Annotated in this window: 16 protein-coding genes; 7 read left to right on the forward strand and 9 right to left on the reverse strand. The window is 72.7% G+C overall.

Annotated elements, in window-relative coordinates; genetic code table 11:
• Positions 1-323: 323 nt before the first annotated feature.
• The 4 genes from ACFYOS_RS32455 (at position 324) to ACFYOS_RS32470 (ending at position 7484) form a co-directional block, all read left to right on the forward strand.
• A complete protein-coding gene (locus tag ACFYOS_RS32455; RefSeq protein WP_387149877.1) occupies positions 324-2657 on the forward strand; it encodes a lamin tail domain-containing protein in 2334 nt (777 codons plus the stop codon).
• Positions 2658-2900: 243 nt separating this feature from the next.
• Positions 2901-4073, forward strand: coding sequence for an alanine--tRNA ligase-related protein (locus ACFYOS_RS32460; protein ID WP_387149880.1), 1173 nt, complete (start codon positions 2901-2903; stop codon positions 4071-4073).
• 111 nt (positions 4074-4184) lie between these two features.
• Positions 4185-5645, forward strand: a complete 1461-nt coding sequence (locus ACFYOS_RS32465; RefSeq protein ID WP_387149884.1) for an ATP-binding protein — start codon at positions 4185-4187, stop codon at positions 5643-5645.
• A gap of 24 nt (positions 5646-5669) precedes the next feature.
• Positions 5670-7484 carry an acyl-CoA dehydrogenase gene (locus ACFYOS_RS32470; protein ID WP_387149886.1) on the forward strand — a complete coding sequence of 605 codons (1815 nt, stop codon included), beginning with the start codon at positions 5670-5672 and terminating at the stop codon, positions 7482-7484.
• A gap of 71 nt (positions 7485-7555) precedes the next feature.
• Here the strand turns inward: ACFYOS_RS32470 and ACFYOS_RS32475 are convergent, their stop codons facing one another.
• Positions 7556-8137 (reverse strand): HD family hydrolase, encoded by a 582-nt coding sequence (locus ACFYOS_RS32475; protein ID WP_387149889.1) that lies wholly within the window; start codon positions 8135-8137, stop codon positions 7556-7558.
• Positions 8134-9264: a helix-turn-helix transcriptional regulator gene (locus ACFYOS_RS32480; protein ID WP_387149892.1), complete on the reverse strand. Its 1131-nt coding sequence runs from the start codon at positions 9262-9264 to the stop codon at positions 8134-8136. The genes ACFYOS_RS32475 and ACFYOS_RS32480 overlap by 4 nt, the downstream gene beginning before the upstream one ends.
• Before the next feature lie 404 nt (positions 9265-9668).
• Here ACFYOS_RS32480 and ACFYOS_RS32485 point away from each other — a divergent pair, with 404 nt between their 5' ends.
• From ACFYOS_RS32485 to ACFYOS_RS32495, 3 genes are read left to right on the forward strand one after another with little or no spacing between them, the layout of a single operon-like run.
• Positions 9669-9848, forward strand: coding sequence for a hypothetical protein (locus tag ACFYOS_RS32485; RefSeq protein WP_387149895.1), 180 nt, complete (start codon positions 9669-9671; stop codon positions 9846-9848).
• Positions 9845-10063 carry a hypothetical protein gene (locus ACFYOS_RS32490; protein WP_387149897.1) on the forward strand — a complete coding sequence of 73 codons (219 nt, stop codon included), beginning with the start codon at positions 9845-9847 and terminating at the stop codon, positions 10061-10063. The genes ACFYOS_RS32485 and ACFYOS_RS32490 overlap by 4 nt, the downstream gene beginning before the upstream one ends.
• On the forward strand, positions 10060-10233 hold the full coding sequence (locus ACFYOS_RS32495; RefSeq protein ID WP_387149900.1) for a hypothetical protein: 174 nt from the start codon (positions 10060-10062) through the stop codon (positions 10231-10233). Before ACFYOS_RS32490 ends, ACFYOS_RS32495 begins: the two co-directional genes overlap by 4 nt.
• A 9-nt stretch (positions 10234-10242) precedes the next feature.
• On the opposite strand, the gene ACFYOS_RS32500 is transcribed toward ACFYOS_RS32495, so the two are convergent.
• The 7 genes from ACFYOS_RS32500 to ACFYOS_RS32530 all read right to left on the reverse strand — a co-directional run bounded on the left by ACFYOS_RS32500 (position 10243) and on the right by ACFYOS_RS32530 (position 17326).
• Positions 10243-10539, reverse strand: a complete 297-nt coding sequence (locus ACFYOS_RS32500) for a transposase (RefSeq protein WP_387149903.1) — start codon at positions 10537-10539, stop codon at positions 10243-10245.
• Between the two features lie 160 nt (positions 10540-10699).
• The gene (locus ACFYOS_RS32505) at positions 10700-11494 is read right to left on the reverse strand and encodes an HAD family hydrolase (protein WP_387149906.1); all 795 of its coding nucleotides are present in this window, start codon (positions 11492-11494) and stop codon (positions 10700-10702) included.
• A 38-nt stretch (positions 11495-11532) separates the two neighbouring features.
• Positions 11533-13218, reverse strand: coding sequence for a long-chain-fatty-acid--CoA ligase (locus tag ACFYOS_RS32510; protein ID WP_387149909.1), 1686 nt, complete (start codon positions 13216-13218; stop codon positions 11533-11535).
• 72 nt (positions 13219-13290) lie between these two features.
• Positions 13291-13791: a GNAT family N-acetyltransferase gene (locus tag ACFYOS_RS32515; protein ID WP_387149911.1), complete on the reverse strand. Its 501-nt coding sequence runs from the start codon at positions 13789-13791 to the stop codon at positions 13291-13293.
• Positions 13792-13852: 61 nt separating this feature from the next.
• Positions 13853-16381, reverse strand: a complete 2529-nt coding sequence (locus ACFYOS_RS32520) for an FtsX-like permease family protein (protein ID WP_387149914.1) — start codon at positions 16379-16381, stop codon at positions 13853-13855.
• A gap of 1 nt (position 16382) precedes the next feature.
• Complete coding sequence (locus ACFYOS_RS32525) at positions 16383-17159, reverse strand: ABC transporter ATP-binding protein (protein ID WP_387149916.1); 777 nt, start codon at positions 17157-17159, stop codon at positions 16383-16385.
• Between the two features lie 35 nt (positions 17160-17194).
• A complete protein-coding gene (locus ACFYOS_RS32530; protein ID WP_387149919.1) occupies positions 17195-17326 on the reverse strand; it encodes a hypothetical protein in 132 nt (43 codons plus the stop codon).
• Position 17327 lies beyond the last annotated feature (1 nt).

Below are 17327 nucleotides of genomic sequence, written 5' to 3' on the forward strand. Positions count from 1 at the left end.
GTCGGCCTACCCGGACGCCTACGCCCAGTGGGAACAGCAGGCCGCCGACCTCGTCGCCCAGCACTGGAACAACTGACCCACACACAAGACACAAGCCGCTGGCCGGCACCCCGAGACAGGGGTGCCGGCCAGCGGCGTTTGTGCGTACCGGCTCGGTGGTCGTCACGCCGTGTTCACGCGACGTTGCCCCGGCGAGGGCTTTCGCAAGATCGACTGGATCGGGAATGATAGCCGCATCCCTATACGGTCCGGGTGCGTCCCGGACCGGTCCGTCCCGTCCGGGCGTACACCCCCTTCGCCCGGGCGTCCCGCCTGGAGGCACCATGCGTCGAAATCTGCCGGCCGGTCTCGCGGTCGGCGTCCTCGCAGCGACACTCCTCGCCGCGCCGGCCGCGGCGGCGTCCCCCGACGTCGTCCTCAGCGAGATCTACGGCGGCGGCGGTAACACCGGCGCCGCATACCAGAACGACTTCGTCGAGCTCTACAACCGCTCCACCGCCAGCGTCAGCCTCACCGGCTGGAGCATCCAGTACGCCTCGGCGTCCGGCAGCACCTGGTCGGTCACCACGCTCTCCGGCTCGATCCCGGCCGGCGGGTATTACCTGGTCAAGCTCGCCTCCGGCGGCGCCGCCGGGGCCGCCCTGCCCACCGCCGACGCCACCGGCACCACCAACCTTTCCGCCACCTCCGGCAAGGTCGCGCTGCGGACCACCACCACCAAGCTGACCTGCTCCACCGGTTGCGCGTTCGCGGCCGGCAACCGGGACTTCGTCGGCTACGGTTCCTCGGCCAGCGACGCCGAGGGCACCCGTGCCCCGGGCGGCTCCAACACGTCCTCGGTGGCCCGGAGCAACCCGGCGGTCGACAGCGACAACAACGCCACCGACTTCGCCGCCGGCACGCCCACCCCGGCCAACTCCGCCGGGGGCGGCGGGGGCGGCGGGACCTGCCCGACCGGCACCCGGATCCGCGACATCCAGGGCGCCGGGCACCTGGCCGCGCTCACCGGCACCCGCACCACCCGGGGCATCGTGACCGCGAAGTCCACCGCCGGCTTCTGGCTCCAGGACCCCTGCCCGGACACCTCCGACGCCACCTCCGAGGGGCTGTACGTCTCCACCTCGGGCGCGCCGACCGTCAACGTCGGTGACGACGTGTCGGTGACCGGCAGCGTCAGCGAGGTCCGCCCCGGCAACGCGACCAACAACCTGACCGTGACCACGATGACGTACTCCAGCAAGAGCACGCTGGGCACCGGCAAGGCGCTGCCCGCCGCGACCGTGGTCGGCACCGGCGGCCGGGTCCCGCCTGGCGCGGTCATCGAGGATGACGCCACCGGCAACGCGGAGACCTCCGGCACCTTCGACCCGGTTAACGACGGCCTGGACTTCTGGGAGTCCCTGGAGGGCATGCGGGTGCAGATCGCCTCGGCCGCCGTGGTCGGCCCGACCAACAAGTACGGCGAGTTCCCCGTCGTGCCGGGCGGCTCCGGCGTGCGCAGCGCCCGGGGCGGCATCGTCACCCAGGCCGGCGACTTCAACCCGGAGCGGGTGATGGTCGGTGACACCCTCGCCGCCGCCCCCGCCGTCACCGTCGGGGACACCTTCGGCGCGGCGCTGACCGGCGTGCTCAGCTACGACTTCGGCAACTACTTCCTGCTGCCCTCGTCGTTCCCGGCGGTCGTGTCCGGCGGGCTGACCGCCGAGACCACCAGCGCCGCCGGGGCCGGCCAGCTCGCGGTGGCCACGTTCAACGTGGAGAACCTCGACCCGACCGACCCGCAGAGCAAGTTCGACGCGCTGGCCGTCCAGATCGTCACCAACCTCAGCTCACCCGATTTGGTCGCGCTGGAGGAGGTCCAGGACAACAACGGCGCCACCGACAACGGCGTGGTCGCCTGCGACCAGACCATGAGCAAGCTGATCGCGGCGATCAGCGCCAAGGGCGGGCCGGCGTACGCGTACCGGCAGATCAACCCGACCAACGACGCGGACGGCGGCGAGCCGGGCGGCAACATCCGGCAGGTCTTCCTGTTCCGCACCGACCGGGGACTGTCGTTCACCGACCGGCCGGGCGGCACCGCCACCGCCGCGACCACGGTGACCAACCTCGGTGGGGTGCCGCAGCTGTCGTACTCGCCGGGCCGGCTGCAGCCGGCCGACGCCGCGTTCAACGCCAGCCGCAAGCCGCTCGCCGGGGAGTTCCGCTGGAACAACCGCCCGCTGTTCGTGATCGCCAACCACTTCAACTCCAAGGGCGGCGACCAGCCGCTGATGGGCCGCTACCAGCCGCCGACGGCCTCGTCGGAGACCCAGCGCCACCAGCAGGCCACCATCGTCAACTCGTTCGTCGACTCGATCCGGGCCGTCGACCCGAACGCGGCGATCGTCGTCCTCGGCGACATCAACGACTACGACTTCAGCCAGACGGCGGACCTGCTGGTCGGCTCCGGCGAGCTGGTCGACCTGCCCCGGACCCTGCCGGTCGCCGAGCGCTACACCTACGTGTACGAGGGCAACTCGCAGGTCCTCGACCACATCCTGCTCTCCTCGTGGCTGGCCACCCAGCCGTACGTCTACGACGTGGTGCACGTGAACAGCGAGTTCCCGACCCAGGTCTCCGACCACGAGCCGCAGGTGGTCCGGCTCACCTTCTGACCGGCCCCGGCGCCGCCCGGTGCGAAAAGCACTGGGCGGCGCCCCCGGTCCGGGCTACCGTCGAGACATGCAGTTCAGGCGCCACACCATCGCGGCCGCGCGAGCTTCCCGCTCGCCGGTTGCCGCCGCCTGACCGACTCCCACCTCGCCGGCGACCGGAAACGGTCCGCCGGCGTCGCCGTGTCACGCCACCGCCCGCGCGGCGGACCCTTTCCGGTCGCACCGACCCGGAAGGCCCACGCCATGACACCCGAGCAGATCGTCCGCACGTTCCTCACGCACTACCACCGCCTCGATCATCGGGACGCGCCGGAGAGTTCACTGATCCCGCCGCCCGGCGATCCGGTGCTCTTCACCACCTCCGGCATGCATCCGCTCACCCCGTACCTGCTCGGTCGCCCGCACCCCGGCGGCCGCCGGCTGGCCAACGTGCAGCGCTGCCTGCGCACCACCGACCTGGACGAGGTCGGTGACCGCACCCACCTGACCGTCTTCGACATGCTCGGCTCCTGGTCGCTCGGTGACTACGACATCGCGACCAGCCTCCGCTGGGGCCACCAGCTGCTCACCGAGGGCTTCGGCATCGACCCGAACCGGCTGCACGCCACCGTCTTCGGTGGCGACGACCAGGTCGGCCCGGACGAGACGGCGTGGCGGACCTGGACCGAGCTGGGCGTACCGGTCGAGGCGAACGGCGCGGACAACTGGTGGTCCAACGGCCCCACCGGCCCGTGCGGGCCCGACTCGGAGATCTTCGTGTGGACCGGGGACGGGCCGCCCACCGGCACGCCCGGCACCGACGACCGGTGGATGGAGGTCTGGAACCACGTGCAGATGCGGCACCACCGGCACGACGACGGCCGGCTCACCCCGCTGCCGCTGCTCAGCATCGACACCGGGATGGGCCTGGAACGCCTGGAGATGGTGCTGACCGGCGGCCGATCCGTCTTCGAAGGCGCGGGCCTGAGCCCCTGGGTGGAGGCGGTCCAGGACCGGTGGACCCTCGGCGAGGAGGAGCTGCGGATCGTCGCCGACCACCTCCGCTCCGCCGCGGTGGTGCTCGGCGACGGGGTACGCCCCGGCAACACCGGCCGGGGGTACGTGCTGCGCCGGCTGGTCCGCCGGGCGCTCACCGTGCTGTGGCGGGACGACCCGGAGCGCAGCCTGACCGAGCTGCCCGACGACCCGTACGCGGACGCGGTGCGCCGCTTCCGGCAGGCGGCGGCGGTGGGGCCGCTGCGCGACCTGCTCGCGGACGAGGAGCGGCGCTTCCGCGGGCTGCTGCGCCGGGGTCGCCCGCTGGTCGACCGGGTCCGTGCCCGCGGCCCGCTGACCGAGCGCGACTACCACTGGCTGCACGACACCCACGGGCTGCCCCGCGACCTGGTCGACGGCCTGCTGGACGAGGCGAGCTGACCGGTGCCGCCCGGCCGATGTCCACCGGCATCGGCCGGGCGATGCGGTGGCAGCGGCCCTGGCCCGGTGTCAGACTCGGCAGCGGGACCGCCGCGAGCGAGGGACGTGCGCATGGGGTACGAGGTCAGGCCGGACGAGGAGACGTCGACGCTGCTCGGCGCCCGGGTCACCGTCGTGGACGCCGCCGCGCTGCTCACCGCCGCCCAGGCCGGGCCGGTCGAGCTGCTGGCCAGCACCGGGTTCCCGGCCCCGGTCCGAGAGGTCCGCTGCACGGTCCGCGCCGACGGCGAGGTGCACCGCTTCGAGGCGTACCTGCGGGTCGACGGTCCCGGGCCGACCGTCGGCCTGCTCGCCCTCGGCCTGGCCGGCCCGGTCGGGCTGCTGCTCGCCCAGCGGCTCGGCGCGCGTACCGGGGACGGGCTGGCCGCAGGCGTGGGCCGGATGGCGGCCGAGGCCGGCCGCCGGCTCGGGCTGCGGCCCGCCGGCACCGCGCTCGCCGAACCGCCGCGCGACCGGGCCGGACAGGACGTGCTGCGGGAGGCCGCGGCGCTGGGGCTGCGCCCGCAGGTCAGCCGGGACGACGTTGCGCTGACCGTCCGCGCCGCCGTGCCGAGCGCTGAGATCACCCCGGCGCACCTGGTGGCCATGGTCGGGGTGGTGCTCCAGGCCGTTCGCGAGCTGGCCGGCGACAGCCCGGAGCTGACGGTGCTGCGCGGCCGCTCGTACGCCGTGGGCCGGCGGGTGGCCGCCGCGGCGCCGGCCCGCAGCGCGACGGTGACCCTCGACCAGGTCGGCGGCCTGGCCGACGTGGTCGCCCGGTTCCGCGAGGTCGCGGTGTCGTTCCGGCATCCGCAGGTGATGGCCCGCTGGGGCGCGCGCCGGCCGCAGGGCATCCTGCTGTACGGCCCGCCGGGCACCGGCAAGACCATGCTCGCCCGGGCCCTGGCCAACGAGATCGGCGCGGACTTCGTGGAGATCCGCACCCCGGAGATCCTCGACAAGTACCTCGGTGGCTCCGAGCGCAACATCAAGCGGATCTTCCGCGAGGCGCGCGGCTACCGACGGCCCACCGTGATGCTCTTCGACGAGTTCGACTCCATCATCAGCTACGCCGGGGCTGGTGGGGACGCGGCCAGCCAGGCGGTCAACGCGGTCGCCGGCATCTTCAAGCAGGAAATGAACACCCTGTTCGAGGAGAACCCCGACGTCATCGTGGTGGCCACCACCAACTTCCCGCAGCGGGTGGACGCCTCGCTGATCCGGTCCGGCCGCTTCGACCTCAAGATCGCCATTCCGGCACCGGACGAGACCGGCCGCGCCGAGATCATCGCCAAGATGATCCGCGAGCTGATCGACCGGTACGAGCGACCGGGCTTCCGGATGTTCGCGGCCGACGTCGACCCGGTCGCGTTGGCCGCGGCCACCCCCGGGCTCACCGGCGCCGATCTGCGCGAGGTGCTGCGCCGGGTGCAGCTCGCCAAGGCGATGCGGGAGGCCACGGAGGGTGCGCCGGCCGCCCCGATCAGCCAGGATGACCTTCGAGAGGCCGTCGCCGGGCTGCGCCGCGGCTGACGACGGCACGACGGAAGGAGCCCCGTGTCGTCGTCCACCCTGCTGTCCCGCCGTGACCTGGCGTTCCTGCTCTACGACTGGCTGGACGTGACCCGGCTGACCGAGCGGCCCCGCTACGCCGAGCACTCGCGGGAGACCTTCGACGCGGTGCTGGACCTCTCCGCCCGGGTGGCCGCCGAGGAATTCGCCACTCACAACAGGGCCGCCGACGCCGCCGAGCCGACCTTCGACGGCCGCCGAGTGCACACCATCCCGCAGGTGAAGGCGGCCCTCGACGTGTTCGCCCGCACCGGACTGCTGGCCGCCAGTCTGGACGAGTCGATCGGCGGGATGCAGCTGCCGCACGCGGTGGCCGCCGCCTGCTTCGCCTGGTTCCAGGCCGCGAACGTGGCCACCGCCGCGTACCCGTTCCTGACCCTCGGCAACGCCAACCTGCTGCTCGCCCACGGCAGCGCCGAGCAGATCGACACCTGGGTCCGCCCGATGATCGAAGGCCGGTTCTTCGGCACCATGTGCCTGTCCGAGCCGCAGGCCGGCAGCTCCCTGGCGGACATCGCCACCCGGGCCGAACCGCAGGACGACGGGACGTACCGGCTCACCGGCACCAAGACGTGGATCTCCGGCGGGGAGCACGAACTGGCCGAGAACATCGTCCACCTGGTCCTCGCCCGGATCCCCGGCGGGCCGCCCGGGGTGAAGGGCATCTCGCTGTTCATCGTGCCGAAGGTGCTCCTCGACGACGGGACGTCCGGCCCGCGCAACGACGTGGTGCTGGTCGGCCTCAACCACAAGATGGGCTACCGCGGCACCACCAACACGCTGCTCAACTTCGGCGAGGGGGTGCACCGGCCGTACGGGCGGGGCGGCGCCGTCGGCTACCTGGTGGGGGAGCCGCACCAGGGGCTCGCGCAGATGTTCCACATGATGAACGAGGCGCGGATCGGCGTGGGCGCCGGGGCCACCGCCCTCGGCTACACCGGCTACCTCAAGTCCGTCGAGTACGCCCGGCAGCGCCCGCAGGGCCGGCCGATCGCCGACAAGGACCCGACCGCGCCGCAGGTGCCGATCGTGGCACACGCCGACGTCCGGCGGATGCTGCTGGCGCAGAAGAGCTACGTGGAGGGGGCGCTCGCCCTGATCCTCTACTGTGGCCGGCTGCTCGACGAGGAGAAGACCGCCCCGGCCGAGGCCGACCGCGCCCGGGCGCACCTGCTACTGGACCTGCTCACGCCGATCGCCAAGAGCTGGCCGTCGCAGTGGTGCCTGGCCGCCAACGACCTGGCCATCCAGGTGCACGGCGGGTACGGCTACACCCGCGACTACGACGTCGAGCAGCACTGGCGGGACAACCGGCTCAACCCGATCCACGAGGGCACCCACGGCATCCAGGCGCTGGACCTGCTGGGCCGGAAGGTCACCATGCACGACGGCGCCGGTCTGGAGCTGCTGCTGGACACCATCCGGGCCACGGTCGGCCGGGCCTGGAAGGCCGAGGGTGAGGCCGCGGTACTCGCCGCTGAACTCGGTGTGGCGGTCGACCGGATCACCAGGGTCACCCGACGGCTGCACGGCACCGGCGACCCGGAGCTGGCCCTGGCCAACGCCAGCCTCTACCTGGAGGCGGTCGGGCATGTGGTGATCGCCTGGATGTGGCTGGAGCAACTGCTCGCCGTCGAGGCGCTGGGCAGCCCGGACGGCCCGGACGCGGACTTCCTCGCCGGCAAGCGGCAGGCCGCGCGGTACTTCTTCCGGTACGAGCTGCCCCGCACCGGGCCGCAGTTCGACCTGCTGGAGAGCCTGGACCGGACCACCCTGGACACCCGGGAGACCTGGTTCTGATAAGCGTCCGAGTTGACCAGGTTCGCCAGAAAGGTCAACTGGTCGGCCATGTTCGACGCCAAGTGAAAGGTCTACCTTGGCTGTCCGGGTGGGCTGAGCCAGGCGAGGGGTTGTCCGCTGAGTGCGGCGTCGGCGAGGCGGTGGGCGGATGCGGTCTTGAGCGCCGCCCGCGAGCTGTCGATCCAGCGCTGGACGTTGTCGATGCCCTGGTGGCGGTACTCGACGGCTTGAACGAGGCATTCCAGCTTGTCGGCGTCGCGGGCCACCACGGCTTCGGGGGTCTCGCCGGCTTCATATTCGGCGACGGCGGCGGTGATCACGTCGGCGACGGCCGGCGGGCAGTCGGCGACCTGGTCAGCGGTGACGGTGGCGTTGGGCGCGGCGGTGAGGTAGCGCTTGGCGATGTGCGGGATGTCGGTGATTCGGGTTTCCTGGGTGTCGTGCAGGACGCACAGCAGCGATACTCGGGCGGGGTCGGCACCCTCCATGGCGGCGAGCATCATCCCGATGAGCGCGGTGCGGAACGAGTGCTCGGCGATGGACTCGGGGTGCTTGACGCCAGCGAACCACCAGCCGGTGCGGGCGGCGCGTTTGAGCACGCCGGCCTCGAAGATGAACGCCATAGCTCCGGCGGCGTCGTGATCGTCGCTCATCTGCCCGTCCCTGTGCCGATGAATCCGTCTGCGCGAAGGCTGTAGACGATAGACGTTAGTTCCTGCCGTGACTGAGCGGAGATTCGGCCGCTGTCCAGGAGCGTCGTGCTGCGGTCGACGAGTGCCCGCCCGGTGCCGGGGTCGTCGAGTGCGAGGCCGCGGCGGGCTGCGAGCAGGGCCCAGAGGTTATGGATGTTGAGATCCACGAACGGGTGCCCTACGGCGAGGCGCTCGACCAGGTGCCGGAAGAGGAGTGAGCCTCGCCAGTCAGTGAGGGCGGCCGGCATGAAAGAGTCGTCGCGTTGGCGGTACGGGATCTCGCCGACCCAGTAAGCGGAGTAGTTGAGGGCTGCTCGTTCGCAGGCATCGTCCGGGTGCGCCCGGGTGATGAAGTCTCGCAGTGGTTCCGGGTCACCCTGGTTCGCAAGGGAAGTAACGACTGAGCGGGCGTCGGGCCACAACGGCGACCAGGTGTGGAATCTGGTTGTCCGGCGGGTTGCGCGAGCGTTGCTCTGGGCGAGCCAGGCTGCGGACGTCCCGGTGGGGTCCACGCCAGCGAGGAAGCAGGCTTGCCGGTGCAGCAGCACGTTCGGATGACGCTCGGCGGCGGACCGCTGAGCGAGCACGTGAAGGTGCGCGAAGAAGGCGCGTCGCTGGTCGTCGGGCAGGAGCGGGGCGGTGGCCACCGGACCCCGCCGATGGTGAGGTGTGGGAAGGCTCCTGAGGAAGGTGGGGGTCTGCCCGAGGACGGCCCAAATGATCAGGTCGGTCAGACGGTGGGTGAGCACCGACCAACCGAGCGGCTGCTCGGCAACGTCGGCCCGTTCGACCTGCTCGTCAAGGACCGCGGTGAGAATGAGGTCAGCTTCGGCGGCGTCGTCAAGGGCGGCGAGCAGGGTTGTGTTCGCTCCGAGTCGTCCGAGCCGCTGGCGGGTCGCGATCGCCTGGCCGAACGGTACGGCCGTGAAGGGCCGGCGTCCCGACTCCCAGCTCTGCACGGTTACGCGATCGACGCCCAGTTGAAATGCGAGCTGCTCCTGGGTGAGTGGGATGGATTCCCGGACCAGCTTCAGGAGATATCCGGTCACGTCGCCACGCTGTGGTGCTGATCGTCCGCGACCTGGCATCTGACATCCCTACGTTGACCGGTGGTCGACGTTCCCGCCGGAAGCCTTCTCGCGACGGGAGATATGGCCTTCCCACTCGTACTGATGGTGAGTCCAATGGCCGTCGCCGTGATCGTAGCGTCGCAGTGACCGAACGCTCCAGATCCGGTCCCGTGGTTCGGGGTCGGCCATGTCGCGCTGCCCGGCGGAAAGGAGGCGGCGATGCGGGAGAGGACACCACCGTGGCGGCGAGTCTCCTACGACCAGTACCTGATCGCCGTCGCGATGACACTGGCGCGGCGGCACCGCCCGGCGTGGTCCTGGCGGAAGTGGCGGTGGGTCTGCCGGTGTGGAGCGGATCTGCCGTGCCGCAGCCGACACCGCATCCCAATCAGCCGCGACCACTGGCCCAGACAGGAGGAGCAGTGAGCAACGACGATGAGCAGCGGATTCTGGCCGTGCATCTGCCCGGGATGGACGGGCTGTGCGTCGGCTGCCGGGCGTGGTGGTCGCGGCTGGCTCCGTACCCGTGCTGGCAGGTGGAGTGGGCGACCAGCCGGCAGGCTCGGGCGATCACCGCGCGCTTCCTGAGGGTTCGCGCGTGACCAGCCACGGGCCGGTGCTGCCGATCTGGAGCTGCGGTGGCTGCGGCGCGCCCTGGCCGTGCCCGACCCGTCGGCGGGAGCTGCGGGCAGAGTTCGAGGACGCGCCGGTCTCCCTGGCCCTCTACATGGGGGCGCAGCTCGTCCGCGCTACCGCGGATCTGACCTGGGCGCCCGCCGGCACGCTGCATCGGCGGTTCCTCGGTTGGCTGCGGTGAGCGTGCTGCGAGCCGGGGACGAGAAGTTCCATTACAGCGATGGCTCCCACCGGTGGATCCCGCCCGACCCGGACTACGACCAGGAGGTCTGGGACGAGCAGGTCCGCCAGCACAAGCTGGGTCACCTGAGGAACGAGCGCCCGACGATACGCATCCAGGGTCTTGTCTGATCCGAGGCGCTAGCGGAGCGACCGGAAACCGGCGCGTACCTCCTCGGAGAAGCGTCGGGGCTGTTCCCAGGCCGCGAACTGCCCACCATTGTCGAGCTTGTGGTGCTGGTGGGCCCGCACGATCGTGGAGTCCACGGACACCAGCCAGTCGATATCGCCGGTGCCGTCCGCGTCGGCCTGCACCCCGCCCAGCATCCGGGTGAACGTGCCGTCCAGGGCCCACCTGCGGAAACGGGTGTAGATCGACTGCCAGGAGCCGTAGCGGGCGGGCACGTCCCGCCAGCGGCCCCGCCCCGGATCTTCCACACGATCCCGTTGAGCACCCGCCGATCATCGGCCCGCGGCCGACCACCCGTCACCGCTGACGGCAGGTACCGCGACAGTGCTTACCACTCGACGTCAGACAACTCGTAGCGACGACCCACGCGCTACGTCATCCGACACCAAGATCCTTTGAAGGCACTGCCTAGGCAAAGAGCTCCTCGAGGACCTCGGCGACGCCGTCCTCGTCATTGCCGGCGGTGTGGTTGGCGGTCGCCGCGAGTACCGCACGGTGTGCGTTGGCGACGGCGTAGGGGGTGCCCGCCCAGGCGAGCATCGGTAGATCGTTGGGAGCATCGCCGAAGGCGATCACCTCGGCTGGATCGACCCCCCAGTCCTGGCAGAGCGTGGCCAGGGCCGCAGCCTTGGATACGCCTGGCGCGGCGATCTCCAGCGGCGCGCGTTCGGCAGACCACGTGCATTCGACCAGCTGACCGAGACCGGGACGCAGTCGCGCCCAGGCAGCATCCGGGTCCTGATCGGGCAACCAGACCATGATCTTGACCAACGGACCGGCAACGAGTTCCGAGAGCGTGGCTACCGGCACCCGGCCACTGTCCAGGGTCGGGCGGTAGCGGTAGCCGGGTTCGAAGAGCGCCTGGTGACCGGTCTCCACGGCAAAGCCCGCATCCGGCACCAGACGCGAGATCTCCGCCAGCACGTGTCGCGTCACGTCCTGAGGCAGCGGGTGAGTGATCAGAATCTTGTGGCTGCCGACTTCGTAGCGGACGGCCCCGTTACCACAGATTGCCATGTCGATGAGACTCTCGGACCCGAAGAGTTCCTCGATGACGCGGGCCGGGCGGGCGGTCGCCGCCACCACGCGTACGCCAGCCGCTCGCGTGATTCGCAGTGCCTTGCGGGTGCGGTCAGACAGCGTCGAGTCGCTGCGCAGCAGGGTGCCGTCGAGATCCGTGGCGACGACGCGAGGAATGATCATGGAGCCATCTCACCACAGCTGCGATGCTCCACCCGGGCTCAGCGCTCGGTGAGCAGCCGGTTGCGGACCTCGCGGCGCAGCACCTTGCCGATCTGCGAGCGGGGCAGATCCTCCAGCACCACGATCCGGCGGGGCACCTTGTAGCCGGCGAGGTGCTGTCGGCAGGCGGACCGGACCGACTCGGGGTCGGCACCCACGCCCGGGTCCAGCACCACCGCCGCGACCACCTCCTCGCCGCCCTGCCCGCCGGGCAGGCCCACGGCGGCGGCGTCGAGTACGCCCGGGATGCGGCGCAACGCCTCCTCCACCTCGGACGGGTACACGTTGAAGCCGCCCGTGATGATCAGCTCCTTGATCCGGTCCACCACGGTCACGAAGCCGTCCGGGTCCATGACCACCACGTCGCCGGTCCGCAGCCAGCCGCCCGGCAGCAGCACGGCCGCCGTCTCCTCGGGACGGTTCCAGTAGCCGGCGAACACCTGCGGACCGCGGACCAGCAGCTCGCCGGCCTCGCCCGGAGCGCGGTCCCGGGACGGGTCCTCCGGGTCGACGATGCGCACCTCCGTGGAGGGGAACGGGACCCCGACCGTGCCCGGCCGGCGGGCGGGGGAGACCGGGTTGCCCAGGGTGATCGGGGAGGTCTCCGTCATCCCGTACCCCTCGACGAGCAGGCCGCCGCCGGTCACCGACTCCCACAGCTCGACCGTGGCGGGCGGCAGCGCCATCGCGCCGGAGATGGCGTACCGGACCGAGGTGAGGTCGACGCCGCGTTCCCGGGCCGCGGTGGCGAGCCGCGCGTAGATCGGCGGCACGGCCGGCAGGAAGGTCGGCGGTCGCCGCCGGACCGCGTCGAGGACCTGGTCGAGGTCGAAGCGGGGGAAGAGCACCAGGGTGGCCCCGATGCTCACCGAGAAGGTCAGGCACAGGGTCAGCCCGTACGCGTGGAACAGCGGCAGCACCGCGTACACGGTCTCCTCGCCGTCGTGCAGGCCGGGCACCCAGGCGCGGCCCTGCGCGGCGTTGGCCCGCAGGTTCCGGTGGGTGAGGACGGCGCCCTTCGGGACGCCGGTGGTGCCGCCGGTGTACTGGAGCAGCGCGATGTCGTCGACGCCCGGCGCGGGATGGTCGGTGGGCAGCGGCGCCGCGGCGGTGACCACTGTGGACCAGGAGTGCGCTCCCGGTGCCGGGGTGGTCATCGCGGCCCGGGCGGCGCGCACCTTGGGCAGCGGCAACCGGAGCGCCCAGCGTTTGAGCGGGGGCAGCGCCCGGGTCAGGTCGACCGCGACCACGGTCTCCACCGCGCCGCGCCCGCTGACCAGCGGGGCGACCCGGTCCCAGACCACGGCGACGCGGGCGCCGTGGTCGGTGAGCAGGTGCTCCAGTTCCTCGGCGGTGTAGAGCGGGTTGTGCTCCACCACCACCGCGCCGAGGCGCAGCACCGCGTAGAAGGCGACCACGTGCTGCGGGCAGTTCGGCAGCACCAGGGCGACCCGGTCGCCGCGGCCGACGCCGAGCCGGCGCAGCGCTTCGGCGGCCCGGGACACCTGGTCGGCCAGTTCGGCGTAGCTGGTGGTGGCGCCGAAGAAGTCCAGCGCCACCCGGGGGCCGAACCGGCGGGCGGCGTCGGTCAGCAGGTCCACCAGCGAGCCCGACGGCTCCTCGACCGTGGCCGGTACGCCGGGGGCGTAGCTGCGCGTCCAGGGCCGCTCGGCGGTCAGATCCATGGGCCGTCTCCTCGTCGGCGGGGGTGGCCGGACGCGCTCCGCCGGCCACCATCACCTTAACCCGCCGGTAACTTACGCCGGCGTAGGTTGTTCGTCACTCTCCGGCGACAGCAGCGGAAGGTAGCTCTCCGCGCGCCAGCCGGCGATCACCTTGGGGAAGAGCCGCGCACCGAGCCGCCGGTAGAACCGCTGCGCCCCGGCATTCTCCGGCTTGACCTCCCAGCGGATGACGAGCCCGTCGTCGGCCGCGGTGCGGGCCAGTGCGAGCATCAGTGCCCGCCCGACCCCGCCGTCCCGGGCGGACGCCCGGACCCACAGGTCGTCCAGCGCGAGGATGTCGCGCCCGGACCAGAGGTGTACGCGGCGCAGTGCCGAGACGTAGCCGAGCGGCTCCCCGGCCCGCTCGGCGAGCAGCACCGTGACGTCGTTGCGGCCGAGCAGGGTGCGCCACCCGTCCATGGTGACGGTGACGTGCGCGGCATCGCCCTCGTGGGCGGCGATCTCGCGGACCAGGGTGTCGACGATGCCGGCGTCGGCCGGGCCGGCCGGGCGGATGGTAACGGTCTCGGTCATGTTCTACTCCTTACAGGACAGGTGGCGCCGGCGAAAGGCCGACGCCACCCGGGGCGGCGGGTCAGGGCGTGCCGATGGCGGCGAGGACGTCCAGCCGGGCGGCGCGCCGGGCCGGCAACAGCCCGGCGAGCAGGCCGGCGGCGAGGGCGACGGCCAGCACCACGAGCAGCCGGCCGGCCGGCACCGCGAGCACGGTCGGGGCGTCCCGACCCAGCGCGCGGACCGTGGCGGCGGCGAAGCCGACGCCCAGCGCGATCCCCAGGACGCTCGCCAGCGCGGCGACGAGCACCGCCTCGCCGCGGATCATCCAGCCCAGCTGCCGGCGGGTCATCCCCACCGCCCGGAGCAGCCCGATCTCCGCGGTGCGCTCGGTGATCGACAGGGCGAGGGTGTTGGTGATGCCCAGCAGCGCGATCAGCACCGCCAGCATCAGCAGCACCGTCACCAGACCGAGCACCTGGTCGATTGCCTGGGTCCGGCCGGCGACCGCGGCGGCCTGGTCGCGTAGTTGCGCGGTCGGGGTGCCGGCCAGGGCCGCGTTGATCGCCCGCTCCACGGCGGCCCGGTCCGTCCCGTCGGCGGTCCGGATCAGCACGCTCGCGTCCATGTCCTCGCTGTAGAGCCGGGCGAAGGTGTCCAGCGAGATCAGGTAGTCGGTGGACAGCGCTCGGGCGTCCCCGTCGCGCAACAGGCCGACGACGGGGAGGTTGCGGGTGCCGGTGCGGGAGAACGTCATCGGCAGTTGGTCCCCGACGTCCAGGCCCCGGTCCCGGGCCACGTGCTCGGCCAGCACGACGCCGCCGCCGGTCAGCGCCGCCAGGTTGCCGGCGGTGAAGTGCAGGGACGTCACCCGGGGCAGCGTCGCCGGGTCCACGGCGGTGAGGGCGCTGGTGGCGTCCCCGTCGCGCCAGTGGCCGTAGCGCAGCCGGGACGCGACCGCGACCTCGGGCAGCCGGCTGACCCGGTCGTACACGGCGGGGGAGAGGCCACCGAGCATCTCGTTGCGGGCGCTCTCCACCATGTGGTCAGCGGTGATCACCTCGGCGTACGACTGCCGGACCGAGCTCTTGACCGACGCGCCGACGACGGCCATGAAGCTGATCAACGCCAGCCCGAGGGCCAGCGCCAGGGCGGTCGCCGCGGTACGCCGCGGGGTGCGGGCCGCCGAGTCGGTGGCGAGCCGGCCGGTCACGCCGACGGCGGCCAGCGGTCGGCCGACGAGGCGTATCAGGGCGGGGGTGATGGCCGGTCCGAGCAGCGCGAGCCCGCCGACGGCGCCGAGCGCGGCAACGCCGAGCAGCGCGACCGGGGCGTCAGCGGCGAGCACCGCCGCGGTCGCGGCCAGGCCCGCCGCGGCGGCCAGCGCACCGGCGACGACCCGGGCCCGACCGGTGCGGGCGGCGGCCGCCCGGCGCAGCGCCGCCACCGGCGCGACCGCTGCCGCGCGCCGGGCCGGCCCGACCGCCGAGCCGACCGTGACGAGGACGCCGACGGCGAAGGCCACCAGCACGGTACGGGCGGACAGCACCAGGCCGCCCTCCGGCAGCGGTACGCCGAACGCCCCGGCCAGGTTCCGGATGCCGGTGGCGGTGGCGACGCCGAGGCCGAGGCCGATGCCCGACGCGGTGAGCCCGACCAGCAGCGCCTCGCCGAGAACGGAGCGCAGCACCTGCCCGCCGGTCGCACCGGCGGCCCGGAGCAGGGCGAGTTCCCGGGTCCGCTGGGTGATGACGATGGAGAACGTGTTGGCGATCAGGAACGCGCCGACCAGCAGGGCGGCCCCCGCCAGGGCGAGCAGCACCAGCTGGAGCCAGCTCACCTGGTCCCGGGCGGCCGCCGCCCCGGCGGCCGCGATGTCCCGGCTCGGGGCGACCTCGTAGCCGGCGCCGACGGCGGCGGTGATCCGGTCCCGCAGCTGCTCCGGGGCGACGCCGGGCGCGGCGACGACCGCCACCTCCGAGATGCCGGAGCCGAGGCGGAGCAGGCGCTGCGCCGACGGGAGGGTGACCAGGGCCACGGTGGTGTTCGGCAGCCCGCCCCGGTTGCCGAACCCGGCCAGTCCGACCACCCGCAGCCGCGCGGTGTCGGTCGCCCGGACGGTGACGGTGTCGCCGAGCCGGATGCGGTGACCGCGGGCGGTGTCCTCGTCGATCACCACCTCGTCGTCGGCGGCCGGGGGTCGGCCGGTGCGGACGGTGAACGCGCCCATCGGCGCCGGCATCCAGGAGGACAGCAGGGACGCGCCGCTCGGCACGACCGGCTTGCCGTCCACCTCCAGCAGGCCCTGGCCGCGGACCAGCGGCCGGGCGGCGGCCACGCCGGACACCGCGCCGATCCGGTCCGGGAAGCCCGCCGGCAGCGGGTCCCGGGCGACCTCGACGCCCATCGCGGAGTCGAAGGCGACCGCGCCCCGCACGGTGAGGTCGACGCCGGCGGTCGCGGTGCGGAACTGGTCGTCCAGCAGCTGGCCGGAGGTGTCGGTGAGGATCAGGCCGCCGGTGGCGAAGGTGACGCCGAGGACGACCGCGAGCAGGGTCAGCGCCAGCCGGGCTCGGCGGGCGAGGGTGGTACGCAGGGTCAGGCGCCACATGTCAGTTCGCTCCGGTGGCTGCGGGCGCGGTCAGGCGCGCCATGTGGGACAGAATGGCCGGCGCGGTCGGTGCGGCGAGGTCGCCGTCGATCCGGCCGTCGGCGAGGAACACCACCCGGTCGGCGTACGCGGCGGCGTGCGGGTCGTGGGTGACCATCACGATGGTCTGCCCGAGCTCGTCGACGGCCTGCCGCAGGAAGCCCAGCAGCGCCTCGGCCGCCTGCGAGTCCAGGTTGCCGGTCGGCTCGTCGGCGAAGACGATCTCCGGGCTGGTGACCAGCGCGCGGGCCACCGCGACCCGCTGCTGCTGGCCACCGGAGAGTTCCCCGGGCCGGTGCCGTAACCGGTCCGTCAGGCCGAGGGTGGCGACCAGGTGGGCCAGGCGCTCGGGGTCGGGACGGCGGCCGGCCAGCGTGAGCGGCAGGGCGATGTTCTCCCGCGCGGTCAGGGTCGGCACCAGGTTGAAGGCCTGGAACACGAAGCCGATCCGGTCCCGGCGCAGCAGGGTGCGCTGCCGCTCGGTCAGCTGGCCGAGGTCCGTCCCGCCGAGCAGGATCTGTCCGGCGTCGACGGTGTCGAGTCCGGCCAGCGCGTGCATGAGGGTCGACTTGCCGGAGCCGGACGGACCCATGATCGCGGTGAACCGGCCGGCCGGGATGGACACCGTGGCGCCGTCCAGCGCGCGGACGGTAGCGTCGCCACGACCGTAGGTGCGTACGACGTCCCGGGCCTGCACGGCGACGGTGGTGCTGGGTGCGGGGGCGGTGCTCGTGGTCATCAGGGATCTCCTGGGTTGTGCGTCGGGAGGGGGAATCAGCGGGCAGTCCGGCGGCGCCGCGTGGTGCGGGTCCCGCGAACGGTGGCGGCGTGGCGGTCTCGGCGCAGCCGGCGTACCAGCTCGGCGCGCTCCAGCTGGTACAGCTCGGCGGTGAGCAGGTGGTTCATG

Origin of the sequence: Micromonospora sp. NPDC005806 (assembly GCF_042871425.1) — a bacterium.
GTDB lineage: Bacteria > Actinomycetota > Actinomycetes > Mycobacteriales > Micromonosporaceae > Micromonospora.